The organism is Kribbella shirazensis, from assembly GCF_011761605.1.
In the GTDB taxonomy this organism is placed as follows: domain Bacteria; phylum Actinomycetota; class Actinomycetes; order Propionibacteriales; family Kribbellaceae; genus Kribbella; species Kribbella shirazensis.
The window spans coordinates 6,468,492-6,483,603 of the sequence record NZ_JAASRO010000001.1 but is presented as its reverse complement, the minus strand read 5'-3'; the positions used below and the strand labels follow the sequence as shown (position 1 = coordinate 6,483,603).

Below are 15,112 nucleotides of genomic sequence, written 5' to 3'. Positions count from 1 at the left end.
TCACCTCAGCATTCTCGCGCGGCTCGACGGCTATCCGACGGAGGCGTCGATGACGGCCTGTCCGACTTCGGTACGGCGGTAGTGGACCTGGTGACCGGTACGCCGTCGCGTCGCGAGCCCTGCGTCGTACAGCGCGGAGAGGTGTTCGGCGACCGTGGCGAGGGCGAGGCCGTACTGCGCTGCGAGGGCACTCGTCGTGGCAGGCGGGTCAAGCGCCACGAGAAGTGTGGCGCGGGTGCGGCCCAGCAGGCGGGCCAGCGGATCGGGAGGAGCGGGGGAGTCGGACCACAGGCGGGCGGCGCCGCGGGCGGGGTAGACCAAGGTCGGGTGGTACGCCGGGTCGACGACGATCACGAGGTACGGCCAGGCGAAAACCCCGGGCACCAGCAGGAGGCCCTGGCCGGTGAGGTCACGGTCCTCGGAGCGGTACCGCGTGGCGATCAGGCGGTCGTCCTCCCAGGCCAGGGTCGGATGCAGGTCGTCGAACAGCCGGGCCAGGCCGCCGTCGGTCAGTTGCTGCCCGCGGTACGCGATGTCGTCCTCGAGGACCCGGCTGATCAGCGGCCAGTCCGGCTTGATGAGGGCCTCCCAGGCAGCCTCGATCTCGTCCGCGAGCCGCTCACGGGTGCCGGCCAGGTCCGCCAGCATCGTGTCGATCTCCGGCGCGGCGGGGTTCTTCAGCTCGTCCCGTGACCGGATCAGCTCGGTCCGCACCGTCTCCAGCGGAGTACTGCGGACGCGGGCGATCTCGGTCGCGAACTTCGCCCGGGAGGCTTTCGGCGGCGGGGTCAGGAAGTCCGGCGTGAACCCGACGCGGGGTTGCACGGCCTTCAGTCCCCGCAGGTCGAGCCGTCCGGCGGCCTCCCGTTTCGCCGCGATCCACTCGCCGTACAACGGCCGGTGCTTCGATCCGTTCAGCACCCGCACCGCCGACATCGTCTCCCACAACGGCGAGGCGCCGAAGCGGCAGCGCAGCGCGTCGGCCTGCGTGAAGCGCAGTACCGTCACGAGACAGAACTTTCGGCCACAACCAAAAGTCTACGCACCATGGACCAGCGTGCTCCACGCTCGCACCGTGAGGTCCTACCGCGCTGTACTCCGCCTTCCCGGCATGCGTGCCGTGTACGCCGCCCACACCGTCTCCATGCTCGGAACGGTCGGCGCGCAGGTGGCGCTCTCGATCCTGATCTTCGAACGCACCGGTTCACCGTTGCTGTCGGCACTGGTGCTGGTGTGCTCGTTCCTGCCGTACGCCGTCAGCGGCGCACTGTTCTCGTCGATGACGGACCGCTTCCCCGCCCGACGCGTACTGGTGGTGTGTGACCTGCTCAGTGCGACCTGCGTCGCCGCCATGTTGCTGCCCGGGATGCCCGTCGCGGGACTGCTCGGCCTGTTGCTCGCCACCGGGATGATCGCGCCGATCTTCGCGGGCGCCCGCGCGGCCAGCCTGGCGAACCTGCTGCCGCAGGACCTGTTTCCGGTCGGCCGGTCGTTGCTGCGGGCAATCGGTCAGACGGCGGTGCTGACCGGTTTCGCGGTCGGCGGGATCGCGGTCGCGGCGATCGGCGCGCAGTGGTTGCTGGTCGTCGAGGTCGTCACGTTCGTGTCGTCGGCGGTGCTGATCGGGACCGGTACGCCGTACACGCCGCCGGGGGAGCGGACGAGCAACGCGGTCCGCGACTCGTGGGCCGGGCTGCAGTTGCTGTTCGCCGACCCGAAGCTGCGCAACCTGGTCCTGCTGACCTGGGTGGCGCCGGCGTTCTCGTCCGTCCCGGACGGGCTCGCCGTCGCGTACACCGCCCAGATCGGTACCGCCGCCGCGGCCGCCGGTGCGTTGTTCACCGGGTACGCGGTCGGCGGAGTGCTGGGCGAGCTCGTCGTCGCACGGTTCACCCCTTCCGTGCGGCGACGGCTCGTCGTCCCGTTCCTGCTGACCAGCCAGCTGCCCGCGATCGCGTTCCTGGCCGCACCACCGATCCCGGTCGCGGCGGTCCTGCTCGCGATCTCGGGTGCGGGCTACGCCTTCAACCAGGGCGTCGACCCGCTGATCCTGCAGTCCGTCGATCCGGCGTACCGCGGCCGCCTGTTCACCGTCCAGACCAGTGGCCTGATGGCGATCCAGGGCGTCAGCATCGCCCTCGGCGGCGTCGTCGGCTCCTTCCTGGCCCCGAACCTGACGATCGCCGGAGCCGGCGTCCTCGGCACCACGATCACGTTGCTGATCGCCCGTCAGGCGCTGACGCCGGTCAGGCGCTCGCGCGAACAACCAGTGGCGCCGTGACGAGGCGGCCGGGCTCGTCGGGGTCGCCGCTGATCTCGCGTAGCGCGCGGGCGAAGAGGCAGCCGGCGATGTCGCGGAGTGGGATGCGGGCCGTGGTCAGTGGCGTGTCGAGCATGCTCGCGAACGGGAAGTCGTTGAAACCGGTGACCGCGACGTCCTGACCGACCGTGATCCCGCGCCGCTGCAGTGCTCGCATCGCGACGACCGCGAACGCGTCGTTGTCGGCGACGAAGACATCGGGTGGTTCCGCGTCGCCGACGTACGCCGCCACCGCGGCGAGCGACCCGAACGACCGCGCCACCGTCGACGGGAACTCCCGGACGAACCCGTCGTGCCGCTGATGGACCCACGGCAGCGGACTGTCCGTGCCCAGGTACACCGCCCGCTTCCGCCCGGTCGAGCGCAGATGCGCCGCGATGCCGGCCATCGAGGCCTCGTTGTCCACGTCGACCCAGCACTGCCGATGCTCCGCCGCGGTCCGTCCGAACGCCACGAACGGGAACCGCCGCCGGCTGAGGAACTCGATCCGCTCGTCGTGCGGCATCGTCTCGAGGACGACGATCGCGTCCACCTGCCGCGCAGCGATCAGCTTGTCGTACAGCGCGATCTCGGCCGCGCTGTCGGCCGGAGTCTCGACGACATGGACGCCGTACCCCGAGACCGCGGCCGCCTTGACCAGCCCGCCGAGCAGGCTGTGCAGGAATCCGCCCAGGCCCGGGTTCTCGTCGTCCACGAAGTCGTCCTCGAAGGACATCGGCAGGCCGATGACCTGGCTGCGGCCGGACGACAGCGCGCGGGCCGCGTGGTTCGGGATGTACCCGAGCTCCTGGATCGCGGCGCGCACGGTCTTGACGGTCGGTGCCGCGACCCGGTGTGGCGCGTTCAGCACATTCGACACCGTCATCGCCGATACCCCCGCCAACCGGGCGACGTCCGCGACGGTCGTACGCCGCGGCTTCTCTCCAGCCAATCGTTCCCCCTTAATCACACACGATCCGGGCCGTCCCGCCGACCGGTACGTCGATCGCCCACACCTCAGGCGGCGTCGTCGTCTCTCGGTGCACCTCGTGGCCCGAACAGTCAGACACTACGAGGTCGACCAGCCGGCCGCACGCACCTTCGACGTACAGGCGCGGCTCGGCACCACCGTTGACCACGACGGTGCACGGCTCCTGTACCCGCACCACCGGGTTCGTGTACACGGCAACCACCGTCTCCGTCGCACCGACCGCGCGAACCTGCGTGTACCGCGCATCCGGTCGCGACGGCAGCAGTACGCCGTGCAGCAGTGCGTCGGCGTGATCGCGCATGAATCCGAGCCAGTGCCGGACCACCTGCTCGTGCCCGGGCGACAGCGCGTCCAACTCCATCGACACCTGCGGCGTACTGAACAACGCATCGATGAACTGCTGCGCAACGTTCTCCACGGACGCCGACGGGCTCCACATCAGCATGTCGGAGTGCACCGCGCGGTCACCGGCGAGGAGGCGGCAGTCGATCGTGCGGACACGGTTCTCCACCGAGTCGAGCGCGCAGTCGCCGGCGCGCAGGAACGTGCCGAACTGCCAGAGCCTCGGGTGCACGTAGTCCTGACGGAACTCGATCAACAGGTCGGGCCGCAGCTTCCGTAGCTCGTCGGTGACGGCCTGCAGGAACCGCTCGACGCCTTCGTCGACGGAGGAGCAGTCACCGCCCGCCGCCGGAGGGACGCTGCTCCGGGCCCAGGAATCGATGAAGTCGATCTTCAGGCCGTCGACGGCCCAGTCACGCACCGGACGGATGCAGCACTCCAGCAGGTGTTCGCGCACCTCCGGATAGCGCGGGTCGAGGACGGCGGTCACTTCGCCGTCCGCAAAGCCGAGTGTGCGGTCCTTCAGCCTGTCCCAGGCCTTCGAGTGCACACCGATCAACGCCGGCGCGATCCACAGCACGTACTGCTGGCCGAGCGCGTGCACACGACGTACATGCTCGGCCATGTCGGGGAACTTCTGGCCGGTCGGCTCCCAGTCGCCGCAATACGCGTACCCGCGCCGCGTGTCGTCGGTCTGCCAGCCGTCGTCCACGATCACCGCCTGGGTGCCGTACGCCGAACCCGCGCGAGCGTGCCGCTCGACGGACTCGGCCGAGACGTGCTGGTGGTCGCTGTACCAGGTCGAGTACATCGCCTGCCGCGCGACCGGCGGTACGTCGGCGATCCGGTCACCCACCTCGGCCGCCCACTCCGCCGTCACGGCACGCAACGCCTCGGCGAAGTGCTGTGACCGCAGATCGATCCGCAGCGCAAAGCCGTCGCCCTCGACGTCGGTCACGGTCAGCTCGATCAACTGGTCCGCGCTCTCCTCGTTCACCCCGACGGCGAAGTCGCACCCACGGACGTTCGACGACAAAGAGACCGTGGCGATCGCACTGTCCTGTCCGTTGACGACCGACGCGACCGGGGCCGAGCGGACGGAGCGGACCTCGCGGTGCGAGCCCCAGTCGCTGGGGAGGTGGCGCCGGGAATCCTGCATCGGCCGCCAGAGCGTCACGGCGTCCTCGGCCGGCCAGGTCCAGCGCAGCGTCACGGGTCCACCGACGCCCGCCTCGGGCGTCACGTCGTACCGGAGCACACCGGGCTCGGCCGCGGGACGGGGGGTGATCGTGCCGGGGCCGGTGAGGCTCCCGGTCCGCACGGTGCGACCGTCGGGGGAGCGGATCTCAAATGTCGTCACGTGCTGGACTATAGCGGTAAAACCCAACGCTCCGAAGTATTGACGAAATTGTCTGGCGTCTCTAACTTTTACCGCTAATATCCGCCCTCTTCGAGGAGCCACCGAGATGCCGACTAATGAAAAACCCTTCGGGCGACCGATGACACGTCGTGGTTTCCTGTCCAGTGCTGCGCTCGCCGGAGTGGGCTCGAGTGCGTTGCTGACCGCCTGCGCCGGAGGTAGCGCGGGCGGCACCTCGAGTTCGGCCGGCAAGACCGGCACGGGCGGGAAGGGCGGCAGCGTGACCTGGGCCTCCTGGGCGAACCCGGGCGAGGCCGAGCGGTTCCGGCAGATCTCGAAGGACTACGAGGCCGCGCACGGGACCAAGGTCACCTTCCAGGTGGTCGTCGGCGACTACGGCGCCAAGCTGCTCACCCAGCTCGCCGGCAGCAGCGCTCCGGACGTCTTCTACGTACAGGACTCCGGCATGCAACGGCTGATCCAGTCCAAGAAGGTCGCCGATTTCACCGAGTTCACGGCGAAGGCGGACGCGCCCGTCAAGATCGACGACCTGTACCCGAACCTGATGGGCTGGTGCAAGCCTGCCGACGGCAGCCCGGGCACCTATGGGCTCGTCGTCGACTGCAACCCGATCGTGTTCTGGTTCAACAAGGACATGTGCGAGGCCGCCGGCATCACCAAGAACCCCGCGCAGCTGCAGGAATCCGGCGGCTGGAACCGGGACGCCGTCGACGACTTCCTGACCAAGATCAAGGCCACCGGCAAGCGGGGCATGGTGCTGGAAGGCGGCTTCGGCCCCATGCTCAGCTGGATGACCGCGTTCGGAGGCAAGGTCGTCGACGGCGACAAGATGATCTTCAACGAGGACGCGAAGTCGATGGAGACCCTCGAGTGGCTCTGGGAGGGAATGGCCAATGGCAACATCACCTACGGCGGGTCGCTGCCGAAGGGGCAGGCCATCGACGCCCTGTTCTACAGTCAGCAGCTCGCCAGCTGCCAGGTGGGACGCTGGATCCTCCCGAACCTCAAGAAGCTGAAGTTCGGCTACGACATCGCACCGTTCGCGTCCGCCGACGGGAAGACCGTACCGCCGGCGATCGTCTACACAGCGGCGATGGCCGTGAACGCCAAGGCCAAGGACCCCGAAGCCGCGATGTACTTCGCCACCCGGTTCGTCAACAAGGACGGTCAGAAGGCCCGGCTCTCCGGCGGAGGCAACGCGGTGCCGGCCGTCGCGGGTCTGGACGAGGTCGTGATGGAGAACAAGCAGCCCGAGCACTGTGCCTGGTTCACGGACGCCGCCAAGAAGGGCTACGCCATCCCGTCGGCCATCGCGTCGAAGGCGGAGGTCGGAGCCAACCTCGGCACCGAGATGGACAAGTCGATCAAGGCCGGTGACAACGCGAAGACGTGGGCCGACAAGATCTGCAAGTTCATCAACAACGGGAAGTGAGACATGGCGCTCGCATCCGATGTGAAGCGCAGACGGCGGACCGAAGCGCTGTGGGGCTACGCCTTTCTCACCCCTCAGCTCATCGGCCTGATCGCCTTCATGGTCGGGCCCCTGATCTTCGCCATCGTGCTGTCGTTCTCGAGCTGGGACGGTCTGGGCTCGCGCACGTTCGTCGGCCTGCAGAACTTCACCGGTGTCTGGGAGAACGCCCAGCTGCGGCAGTCCTGGCTGAACACCGCGTGGTTCACCGCCCTCCAGGTCCCCGGACTGCTGATCACCGGCTTCTTCTTCGCGTTCTTCATTCAGAAGGCGGGTCGGTTGACGCCGTTCTACCGGATCTTCTTCTTCGCGCCGCAGGTCACGTCGACCGTCGCGGTGGGCGCCATCTGGCTCTGGCTGCTGAACCCCGAGATCAGTCCCATCAACTCCCTGCTGAAGTCGATCGGGCTGCCCAACCCGCCTGACTGGCTGCAGGATCCAGGGACGGCGATCCCTGCGATCGTCCTGGTGTCGATCTGGCAGGGCCTCGGCTACATGATCGTGATGTTCGTCGCCGGCCTGCAGAGCATCTCGCCCACCCTGATGGAGGCCGCCGACATCGACGGCGCCTCGGAATGGCAGAAGCTGCGCAAGATCACCGTGCCGCTGCTGTCGCCGACCATCCTGTTCCTGTCGATCACCTCGATCATCGGGTCCTTCCAGGTGTTCGACTACATCTACTTCTTCTTCGACACCACAGCGCCGGCGAACGCCCACACGATCGTGTACGACATCGTCAACATCGCGTTCCGTGAGTTCAAGTTCGGGTTCGCCGCGGCAATCGCGGTGTACCTGTTCCTCGTCCTGCTGGTCCTGACCGGCCTCCAGTTTCTTGCGCAGAAGAGATGGGTGCATTACACCGAATGACTTCCTCATCAGGCGAGATCGGCGCCCGGTCCCTCGAGCGGGCGCGTCGAAAGAATGCTTCTTATGGGTTGAGCGGGGGGCGGTTCAAGCCGTCCTGGATTCCGCTGCACCTGCTGCTGGTCGCGGGCTCGTTGGTGATGTTCGTGCCATTCCTGTGGATGTTCTTCTCGGCCATGAAGCCGCTGGACGAGATCTTCGCCCAGCCGCCGACACTGCTGCCGAAGGTCTGGCAGCCGGAGAACTTCGTCACCGCGTGGCAGGGCGCCGACTTCGCGCGCGCCTACTTCAACAGTGCCTACATCGCCGGCCTGGTCACGATCCTCACCCTGATCACCTGCTCGATGGCCGCCTACGCCTTCGCGCGGATCCGTTTTCCGGGGCGGAAAATGATCTTCGGCATCTTCCTGGCCACGATGATGGTTCCGTTCCAGCTGACCGTGATCCCGCTGTACGTCATCATGGGCCAGCTCCGCTGGATCGACACCCACCTGGCGCTGATCGTCCCGCCGGCGTTGTTCAACGCGTTCGGCGTCTTCCTCCTCCGCCAATACGTCCGCGGCATTCCGCTGGAGCTGGAGGAAGCCGCCTCGATCGACGGCGCGGGGCGGGTCCGGATCTTCACGACCATCATCCTGCCGCTGCTGCGTACCCCACTCGTGGCCCTCGGCATCTTCGTGTTCCTCGGGCAGTGGAACTCGTTCTTCTCCCCGTTGATCTTCCTGAACAGCGATCGGAACTTCACGATTCCGCTCGTGGTCAACCAGTTCAAGGGCGCCTACTCCTCCGACTGGACGAGCCTGATGGCGGCCACGACCATGGCGGCCCTGCCGATGCTGCTGATCTTCATCATCGCCCAGCGTCAGATCGTGCAAGGTATCGCGCTGTCCGGCTCGAAGACCTGACAGCCACCGCCTGTCCGGCATCAGCCAAGCGGGTGCTGCCGGACAGGCGACCTACTTGGCGTCTTGGCCTTCAGCTCGTCGTCCGGAGCGACCGGAGCAACACGGCTCCCTCCGGTCTGGTCACCGGAGCCGTCTGGTGCTAGCTTCTCCAACGTTGTACACATCGTTGGACTCGAAGGAGGGTGAGTGAATGAGCAGCCTCAGAACCTCGTTCGTCGCGGGCCTGACAGGACTTGTGGCCCTGGCGTCGTCGCTCGGCGCAGGCGGTGCGGCTTCCGCGGACCCGCCGCGCACGGCGACACCGGTCTTTTCTCAGCTGGCGGCCGATCCGGGCGTGGTTCAGGTGGGCAGCGAGTTCTACGCCTTCGCCACGGGTGCGTTGACCCGTGCATTGCACGGCGAGTCTGAGCGTGGGCCGTGGCAGTTGCTCGGCACCGGCCTCACCCGGCGACCGGAGTGGTCAGTGGCGGACGGAATGTGGGCGCCTGACGCGGTGCACGTCTCCGGGGATCGCTGGGTGCTCTACTACGCGGCCCGGGTGAGCGGGCTGGGACCCAACCAGCGCTGTATCGGCACGGCGATCTCGACGACAGGCCCGGCCGGCCCGTACGACCCGGGCAATCTGCCTCCGATTGCGTGCCCGAAGGGTGCGACGTGGCCGGACGGGGTGACCCCGCTGATCGCGTCGGATCAGCCGGATACCGGCGATCTGGACGGCTTCATCGATCCGGTGCCGTTCCAAGCGTCCGATGGGCGGCGATACGTGATCTTCAAGAAGCAGCGACCGCCGGTCACCATCTTGCGGATCGTGGAAGTTCAGGCCGACTGGCTGACGCCGGTGGCGCCGAGCTCGGTCATCGTGACCCGCACCGATGGGCAGATCGAGAACGCGGTCATGGTGGAGCGGGCGGGTAGGTTCTACCTGTTCGCATCGTGGGACAACTGGGCCAACTGCGATTACCGCACGGTGTGGCTCACCTCTGGCAGTCCGACCGCCGGCTTCACGTTCCCAGAGGGCTTTCCCGACCGGACCAGCGTCGCCGGCGGCACGTTGATGAAGAGTTCCGACAACGGAGTCTGCGGACCGGGCGGCGCCGATATGGTGGTCAACGCCGGGACCGGTGGGGATGCCGACGACACGGTGATGCAGATGTTCTTCCACGGCTGGATCTGTGATCCCGCGACAGTACGGCCGTGTGCCGACAACGCCGACGTGGCAGCGACGGACGGCGAGATCCGCACGCTCTACTCGGCGATGGTCGGGTGGCGCAGCGACGGCAGCCCCTTCGTCGTGCGGTACGAAACGCCAACGAGCTGACGTGAGCGCCAACTGACACGGGCACGAGGGGTTCGGGCGGGCAATCCTCGGGTGCTACTTGGCGTACAGGGCCTCGACGTCGGCGCCGTGTTTTTCCATGACGATGTGGCGGCGCAGGGAGAGTTTCAGGGACAGTTCGCCGGTCTCCTGGGTCCAGTCGGTCGGGAGGATCGAGAACTTCTTGATCGCCTCGGCCTGGGAGACCGAGCCGTTGGCCTCGTCGATCGCCTTCTGGATCTCGGCGATCAGGTCGGCGTCCTGGGTCAGCGCCGCCGGGTCGGTCGGCTTCCCGCGCTCGGTCGCCCACGGCACGATGTTCTCCGGGTCGATCGTGATCAGCGCGGCGATGAACGGCTTGCCGTCGCCGACCACCATGCATTGGCTGACCAGCGGGTGCAGGCGGATCTGGTCCTCGAGCAGCGTCGGCGCGACGTTCTTGCCGCCGGCCGTCACCAGGATCTCCTTCTTCCGGCCGGTGATCTTGATGAACCCGTCGACGTCGAACTCGCCCAGGTCGCCGGTGTGGAACCAGCCGTCGGAGTCGATCGCGCCGGCGGTCGCCTCGTCGTTCTTCCAGTAGCCCTGCATCACCTGGCCGCCCTTGAAGCACAGCTCGCCGTCGTCCGCGACACCGACCGTCACACCGGGCAGCGGCCGGCCGACGGTGCCGATGCGGATGTCGTCGGGCAGGTTCACCGACACCGCGGCGGTGGTCTCGGTCAGGCCGTAGCCCTCCAGGACCGGTACGCCGATCCCGCGGAAGAAGTGCCCGAGCCGGTCGCCGAGCGGGGCGCCGCCCGAGACGGCGTACCGCACCTGGCCGCCGAGCACGGCCCGGAGCTTGCCGAACACCAGCCGGTCGAACAGTAGGTGCTTGGCCTTCAGCCCGAAGGACGCGCCGCCCTTGTCCATCGCCTGCGAGTAGGCGACCGCGGTGTCCGCGGCGGCGTCGAAGATCTTGCCCTTGCCGTCGGCGTGCGCCTTCTGGCTGGCCGAGTTGTACACCTTCTCGAACACCCGCGGCACGCTCAGGATGAACGTCGGCCGGAACGCGCCGAGGTCCTCGACCAGGTTCTTCACGTCGGCGCTGTGGCCGACCTTGACCCGCTTCATCACGCAGCCGACCTGGATGATCCGGGCGAACACGTGCGCCAGCGGCAGGAACAGCAGCGTGCTCGCGCCGGTGGTGTCGAACAGGTCGTCGAGGATCTTCACCGCCGGCCCGAGCTCGTCGAGGAAGTTCGCGTGGCTGATCTTGCAGCCCTTCGGGCGGCCCGTCGTACCGGAGGTGTAGATCAGCGTGGCCAGGTCGTCCGGCGTGACCGCAGAGCGGCGCTTGTCGAACTCGGCGTCGGAGACGTTCTGGCCCAGCGCGGTCAGCTCGTCGACGGCACCGGCCTCGATCTGCCAGACCTCCTGCAGCGCGGGCGCCTCGGCCCGGGCGGACTCGACGACCGCGCCGTGGGTCGCGTTCTCGACCACGGCCGCGACGGCGTCGGAGTCGGTCAGGATCCACTGGACCTGGGACGGCGACGAGGTCTCGTAGATCGGCACGGTGACCGCGCCGATGCTCCAGATCGCGTAGTCGACCAGCGTCCACTCGTACCGCGTCGGACTGAGCAGGGCGACCCGGTCGCCGTGCTGCACGCCGGCCGCGATCAGGCCCTTGGCGACACCCGTCACCTGCTGCGCGAACTCCGCCGCCGAGATGTCGGTCCAGCCCGACCCCGTCCGGCGGCTGAACACCGCGGTGTCAGGATGAGAGGACGCGTTCGCCCACACGGGGTCGCTCAGGCTCCCGGTGGGCGCTTCTGTCACAGCAGGAACGGTGTACTCACGCATCCGCGTCTCCTCAGTCGGTCACGAATTGTCGACTTCCGGCGCACGCTACAGTCACCTACCCGTAAGTAGCCAGATTTATGTGACCCACGGAACTAGGTTCGGCACATGCCCATACTCGACATCAGTTGCGACGACCTGGTCGTTGCTGATCCAGCCTACGTCGCCGAGCGGCTCGGTTCGGACACCCTCTGGCGCGAGTGGTGGCCCGACCTGACCCTGACGCCGTCCGAGCGGCGCGGTCCGGAGGGGGTCCGGTGGGCCGTCACCGGCGCCGCGATCGGTACGGCGGAGTGGTGGCTGGAGCCGGTCCGCGACGGGGTCGTCGTGCACTGGTACCTCCGTGCCGACCCGGTCCGCGCGGTCCGCGGGCGGGCTGCCGAGCGGCTCAAGGAGCGGTACGTCGCGGCGTACCGCGAGCGGCTGTGGCGGTTCAAGGACGAAGTCGAAGCGGGCCGCGCGGCGGGCGAACGCCGTACCGGATCCGATCCCGCGATAGTCTCCGGGGAGGACGCGGATCCGTCGGGGGATCCGGCCGTCCCGCATCAGACCCGTCCCAGGCCGGCTAAGAGGTGAATCGATGGCGGAACAGACCACCTCGACCATCCAGGTGAACGCGACCCCCAAAGAGATCATGGCGGTGATCGCGGACTTCGCGGCGTACCCGGAGTGGGCCGACTCGATGCGGGAGACCGAGGTGCTGTCCACCGACGAGGCCGGCCGGCCGAACAAGGTGCGTTTCAAGGTGGACGCCGGCGCGATCTCCGACGAATACACGCTGGCCTACGTCTGGTCCCGCAACGAGGTGACCTGGACGCTGGTCGAGGCGAAGATGGTCAAGGGCATGGACGGCGCCTACGTGCTGAAGGATCTGGGAGCTGGGGGGACCGAGGTGACGTACCGGCTGGCGGTGGACGTGGCGATCCCGATGATCGGCATGCTCAAGCGGAAAGCCGAGAAGGTCATCATCGACACGGCCCTGAAGGGCTTGAAGAAGCGCGTCGAGTCGTAAGCCAGTGACTCGGGTTCTGCTGTACACAGGTAAGGGCGGCGTAGGCAAGACGACCTCCGCTGCCGGGACGGCCACGCTCGCCGCACTGCGCGGGCTGCGGACGCTGGTGCTGTCGACGGACGCCGCGCACTCGCTGTCGGACGCGTTCGACTCCGAGGTGGGTCCGGAGCCGACCGAGATCGACGACCTGCTGTTCGTCCAGCAGATCGACGCGCAGCGCAAGTTCGAGCGGTCCTGGGGCGACATCCAGAGCTACCTGCGCTCGGTGCTGCACATGGTCGGGGTCGACCCGATCGAGGCCGAGGAGCTGACCGTGCTGCCGGGCGCCGAGGAGGTGCTCGCGCTGCTCGAGGTCCGCGACCACGTCCGGTCCGGGCGCTGGGACGTGATCGTCGTCGACTGCGCGCCGACCGCGGAGACGCTGCGGCTGCTCGCGCTGCCGGAGGCGCTGAACTGGTACATGGACCGGATCTTCAACGCCGAGCGCAAGATGATGCGCACGTTCCGCCCGTTCCTGAACCGCGGCTCGAGCATCCCGATGCCCGACGACACCGTGTTCGACGCGCTGCGCCGGCTGCAGAGCGACCTGTCGGACATCCGTACGCTGCTGGCCGGGCCGGACGCGTCGGTGCGACTGGTGCTGACCCCGGAGGCGGTCGTCGTCGCCGAGGCGCGACGCTCGCTCACCAGGCTCTCGCTGTACGGGTACCGCGTGGACGGCGTCGTGGCGAACCGGGTGTTCCCGGCGGCCGGTGCCGACACGTGGCGGCGGCAGTGGGTCGCCGCACAGCGCGGGATCCTCGAGGAGGTCGCCGACTCGTTCCGGCCGCTGCCGATCTGGGAGTCGCCGTACCGCGTCTGCGAGCCGGTCGGCGTGGAGGAACTGGCCGCGTTCGCGGTCGAGATGTACGGCGGGGACGACCCGTTCGCCCGCGCCACCGACGACACGTCGCTGTGGGTGGATCGGCACATCGACACCGACGGCCGGACCTACACACTGACGATGCCGTTGCCGTTGGCATCCGCGGACGAGCTCGAGCTGGCGCGGCACGGGGACGAGCTGATCGTCACCGTGGGGTCGTACCGGCGCGTCCTGCCGCTGCCGGCCGCGCTGGCGCGCGGTGTGGTCGCCGGGGCGCGACTCGACGAGGGGCGGCTGCAGGTGCGGTTCGCGCCGCGGGAGGCCGGGCGGCCCGCAGTACCCGAGGTGCCGAGCGGCGCCGGGCCGCTGGAGTCCGCGCAGGAGCTGGCGCAGGGGCTGGCGGCGGAGTACCACGAGCAACTCGCCCGCCGCGAAGCCGCGATCGGGGAAGGCCGTTGAGCAAGGACCCCGTCGGCTCGGTCGCTGAAGAGGCCGCCAAGCTGTTCGCCGTACTGCAGAACGCGGCCGCGGATGCTCCGCCCGCTGACGAGACCGCTGACGGGACTGCCGGCGAGAAGCACGAGCACAAGTTGGGGCCGGACTGTGTGTGGTGCCCGGTCTGCCAGCTGATCCACAAGGTCCGGAACACCAGTCCGGAAACGATCGAGCAACTGTCGACGGCCGCCGCGCATGTCCTGGGCTCGCTGAGATCTCTGCTGGAGGCCGCCGCGGACGCGGCCCGGCAGGCGCGGGAGGACGCAGCGTCGCGGACCTCGCCACCAGAGGAGGAACCGGCCCAAGAATCGACCCGGTCCCGGGTGGACCGGATCGACGTGAGTGAGGACCCCGAACCATGGGACTGACGATCGGCATCGATGTCGGCGGGACGAAGATCGCCGCCGGCGTGGTGGACGAGCAGGGAGTGATCGGCGCCCGCGCGCACCGCGACACCCCGGCGGACTCGGTGGACGCGACCGCGGCGGCGATCTGCGACGCGGCGGCCGAACTGATCGCCGGCCACGCGGTGGAGGCGGTCGGCATCGGTGCCGCCGGGTTCGTCTCGTCGGACCGCTCCACCGTGCTGTTCGCGCCGAACCTGGCGTGGCGGGACGAGCCGCTCGGGGCCCGGGTCGCCGAGCAGCTGAAGATCCCGGTCGTGGTCGAGAACGACGCGAACGCGGCCGCCTGGGGCGAGTTCGCGTTCGGTGCGGCCAGGGACGTCGAGCACATGGTCTGCGTCACGGTCGGCACCGGTATCGGCGGCGGCGTCGTGATCGAGGGTGAGCTGCTGCGCGGTGCGCACGGTGTCGCGGCCGAGCTCGGCCACATGCGCGTCGTACCCGGTGGGCATCGGTGCGGGTGCGGGGCGCGGGGCTGCCTGGAGCAGTACGCGTCCGGACGTGCGCTGGTGCGCGAGGGCCGGGCGCGGGCGGAGTCCGGTTCGCTGGTGGCGGCGCAGATGCTGAGCGTGTGCGGGATCACCGATCCGGCCGAGCTGACCGGGCCGATGATCACCGAGGCGGCGATGCAGGGCGACCCGTGTGCCGTCGACCTGCTCGAGGACCTCGGCCGCTGGCTCGGCGAGGGGCTGGCGAGCCTCGCGACGATGTTCGACCCGACGCAGATCGTCATCGGCGGCGGGGTGAGCGCCGCGAAGGACCTGCTGACGACGTCCGCGCAGCGGGCCTTCGAGAAGAACCTCCCGGCCCGGTCGAACCGCCCGCACGCCGCCTTCGGCCTCGCCGAGCTGGGCAACGACGCGGGCCTGATCGGCGCCGCCGACCTGGCCCGCCGGCCCGTCCCGTCGCTCGGGAAATCCCGGTGATCT

General features: G+C 68.7%; 14 protein-coding genes. 10 read left to right on the top strand and 4 right to left on the bottom strand.

What is annotated here, in order from left to right; translation table 11 throughout:
* Positions 1–30 precede the first annotated feature (30 nt).
* A complete protein-coding gene (locus tag BJY22_RS31210; RefSeq protein WP_202891338.1) occupies positions 31–1,008 on the bottom strand; it encodes a DUF5937 family protein in 978 nt (325 codons plus the stop codon).
* Positions 1,009–1,075: 67 nt separating this feature from the next.
* On the opposite strand from BJY22_RS31210, the gene BJY22_RS31205 reads away from it, so the two are divergent.
* Complete coding sequence (locus BJY22_RS31205; RefSeq protein ID WP_337759563.1) at positions 1,076–2,281, top strand: MFS transporter; 1,206 nt, start codon at positions 1,076–1,078, stop codon at positions 2,279–2,281.
* Here the strand turns inward: BJY22_RS31205 and BJY22_RS31200 are convergent.
* Together BJY22_RS31200 and BJY22_RS31195 are read right to left on the bottom strand one after the other, a co-directional pair.
* On the bottom strand, positions 2,247–3,251 hold the full coding sequence (locus BJY22_RS31200; protein ID WP_167213900.1) for a LacI family DNA-binding transcriptional regulator: 1,005 nt from the start codon (positions 3,249–3,251) through the stop codon (positions 2,247–2,249). The two genes, BJY22_RS31205 and BJY22_RS31200, sit on opposite strands and share 35 nt — an antisense overlap.
* Positions 3,252–3,261: 10 nt before the next feature.
* A complete protein-coding gene (locus BJY22_RS31195) occupies positions 3,262–4,992 on the bottom strand; it encodes an alpha-galactosidase (protein WP_167213897.1) in 1,731 nt (576 codons plus the stop codon).
* A 106-nt stretch (positions 4,993–5,098) separates the two neighbouring features.
* On the opposite strand from BJY22_RS31195, the gene BJY22_RS31190 reads away from it, so the two are divergent.
* The 4 genes from BJY22_RS31190 to BJY22_RS31175 all read left to right on the top strand — a co-directional run bounded on the left by BJY22_RS31190 (position 5,099) and on the right by BJY22_RS31175 (position 9,571).
* Positions 5,099–6,445 carry an extracellular solute-binding protein gene (locus BJY22_RS31190; protein WP_167213894.1) on the top strand — a complete coding sequence of 449 codons (1,347 nt, stop codon included), beginning with the start codon at positions 5,099–5,101 and terminating at the stop codon, positions 6,443–6,445.
* Positions 6,446–6,448: 3 nt separating this feature from the next.
* The gene (locus BJY22_RS31185; RefSeq protein ID WP_167213891.1) at positions 6,449–7,351 is read left to right on the top strand and encodes a carbohydrate ABC transporter permease; all 903 of its coding nucleotides are present in this window, start codon (positions 6,449–6,451) and stop codon (positions 7,349–7,351) included.
* Between the two features lie 68 nt (positions 7,352–7,419).
* Positions 7,420–8,253, top strand: coding sequence for a carbohydrate ABC transporter permease (locus BJY22_RS31180; RefSeq protein ID WP_238350509.1), 834 nt, complete (start codon positions 7,420–7,422; stop codon positions 8,251–8,253).
* 190 nt (positions 8,254–8,443) lie between these two features.
* Entirely contained in the window at positions 8,444–9,571 is a 1,128-nt protein-coding gene (locus BJY22_RS31175; protein WP_167213885.1) for a family 43 glycosylhydrolase, read from the top strand.
* Between the two features lie 54 nt (positions 9,572–9,625).
* Here BJY22_RS31175 and BJY22_RS31170 read toward each other — a convergent pair whose 3' ends face one another.
* Positions 9,626–11,413 carry an AMP-dependent synthetase/ligase gene (locus tag BJY22_RS31170; RefSeq protein ID WP_167213883.1) on the bottom strand — a complete coding sequence of 596 codons (1,788 nt, stop codon included), beginning with the start codon at positions 11,411–11,413 and terminating at the stop codon, positions 9,626–9,628.
* A gap of 105 nt (positions 11,414–11,518) precedes the next feature.
* Between BJY22_RS31170 and BJY22_RS31165 the strand changes: the two genes are divergently transcribed.
* The 5 genes from BJY22_RS31165 to BJY22_RS31145 are packed head-to-tail and all read left to right on the top strand — an operon-like array spanning position 11,519 to position 15,109.
* Complete coding sequence (locus BJY22_RS31165; RefSeq protein WP_167213880.1) at positions 11,519–11,986, top strand: polyketide cyclase / dehydrase and lipid transport; 468 nt, start codon at positions 11,519–11,521, stop codon at positions 11,984–11,986.
* A gap of 4 nt (positions 11,987–11,990) precedes the next feature.
* Positions 11,991–12,422 carry an SRPBCC family protein gene (locus BJY22_RS31160; RefSeq protein WP_167213877.1) on the top strand — a complete coding sequence of 144 codons (432 nt, stop codon included), beginning with the start codon at positions 11,991–11,993 and terminating at the stop codon, positions 12,420–12,422.
* 4 nt (positions 12,423–12,426) lie between these two features.
* Positions 12,427–13,743, top strand: a complete 1,317-nt coding sequence (locus BJY22_RS31155; protein ID WP_167213875.1) for a TRC40/GET3/ArsA family transport-energizing ATPase — start codon at positions 12,427–12,429, stop codon at positions 13,741–13,743.
* Complete coding sequence (locus tag BJY22_RS31150; RefSeq protein ID WP_167213872.1) at positions 13,740–14,147, top strand: hypothetical protein; 408 nt, start codon at positions 13,740–13,742, stop codon at positions 14,145–14,147. Before BJY22_RS31155 ends, BJY22_RS31150 begins: the two co-directional genes overlap by 4 nt.
* On the top strand, positions 14,138–15,109 hold the full coding sequence (locus BJY22_RS31145) for an ROK family glucokinase (protein WP_167213869.1): 972 nt from the start codon (positions 14,138–14,140) through the stop codon (positions 15,107–15,109). The genes BJY22_RS31150 and BJY22_RS31145 overlap by 10 nt, the downstream gene beginning before the upstream one ends.
* Positions 15,110–15,112 lie beyond the last annotated feature (3 nt).

What these genes read in the sequence shown, in the direction of transcription:
- BJY22_RS31145 (WP_167213869.1), top strand. Translation starts at nt 14,138, where the DNA reads ATGGGACTGACGATCGGCATCGATGTCGGCGGGACGAAGATCGCCGCC.
- BJY22_RS31185 (WP_167213891.1), top strand. Translation starts at nt 6,449, where the DNA reads ATGGCGCTCGCATCCGATGTGAAGCGCAGACGGCGGACCGAAGCGCTG.
- BJY22_RS31165 (WP_167213880.1), top strand. Translation starts at nt 11,519, where the DNA reads ATGCCCATACTCGACATCAGTTGCGACGACCTGGTCGTTGCTGATCCA.
- BJY22_RS31190 (WP_167213894.1), top strand. Translation starts at nt 5,099, where the DNA reads ATGCCGACTAATGAAAAACCCTTCGGGCGACCGATGACACGTCGTGGT.
- BJY22_RS31175 (WP_167213885.1), top strand. Translation starts at nt 8,444, where the DNA reads ATGAGCAGCCTCAGAACCTCGTTCGTCGCGGGCCTGACAGGACTTGTG.
- BJY22_RS31160 (WP_167213877.1), top strand. Translation starts at nt 11,991, where the DNA reads ATGGCGGAACAGACCACCTCGACCATCCAGGTGAACGCGACCCCCAAA.
- BJY22_RS31170 (WP_167213883.1), bottom strand. Translation starts at nt 11,413, where the DNA reads ATGCGTGAGTACACCGTTCCTGCTGTGACAGAAGCGCCCACCGGGAGC.